Origin of the sequence: Methylobacterium sp. WL18, assembly GCF_008040015.1 — a bacterium.
Classification (GTDB): Bacteria; Pseudomonadota; Alphaproteobacteria; order Rhizobiales; family Beijerinckiaceae; genus Methylobacterium; species Methylobacterium mesophilicum.
On record NZ_VRVD01001172.1, the window covers coordinates 1 to 713 of the forward strand.

Annotated in this window: 2 pseudogenes; one reads left to right on the forward strand and one right to left on the reverse strand. The window is 73.4% G+C overall.

The features are described from left to right. Positions 1–226: pseudogene (locus FV228_RS33610) on the forward strand (hypothetical protein); the annotation flags it as partial. Positions 227–469: 243 nt separating this feature from the next. Here FV228_RS33610 and FV228_RS31615 read toward each other — a convergent pair. Next, positions 470–713 (reverse strand): annotated as a pseudogene (locus FV228_RS31615) (winged helix-turn-helix domain-containing protein); the annotation flags it as partial.

Consider the following 713-nt stretch of genomic DNA (forward strand, 5'->3'; position numbering starts at 1 on the left):
GGCGAGCCCCGCTCCGGAGGCTCGGCTCCCGGATCCCGGGGCCCGCCTCGACAGCCTCGCGCTCCGTCACCCGGAGCCCGAGGCCGCCCAGACCACGGCCTCCCTGAAGAGCCCGGCCGACCTGCCCAGGGAGGCGCTCGGACCGGCTCCCAGGCCCGCCCCCAGGCCCTGGTGCGCGCAGGAGCGGCGCGTCGGCACAGGGGCCGGGTTCTGCCTGATCAACTAGCGCGTGGTCTTGTGGTGTAACGCGGCCCTGTTTCGGAAGCGACGCCCGATCATGGGTTTCCAAAGGGCTGGGTTTCCAAAGGGCTTGCAGCCCTTTGGCCGGGTTCGGGGGTGGAGCTCCTGAGTGAACGGGGCTTTGCCCCGCCGCAGGGCTCCGCCCTGCACCCGCAAAAGGTCGTAGACCTTTTGAAACCGGGATGATCCAGGCCCGGATCATGGGATTCACGACCACCCCGCCGCGGCCTCACGCGTCCGGATCGCGGCTCCGACCGGGGGACGCCATACCGGCGTCGGCCTCCGTCCCGGCCAGGGCGTAGGTGGCCTCGGCGACCCGGCGCAGGGGGCCTCCGGGGCCGGACCGCTTCCACAGGCGGGTGTTGAGGGCCGCCACCGGATCGCGTCCCGGCAGGGTGAAGCCGCGGGCCAGGAGGATCTCCAGGATCTCGCCCGCGTGCAGCGGCCGGCCGGCCGCCAGGATCGCCCCGCAG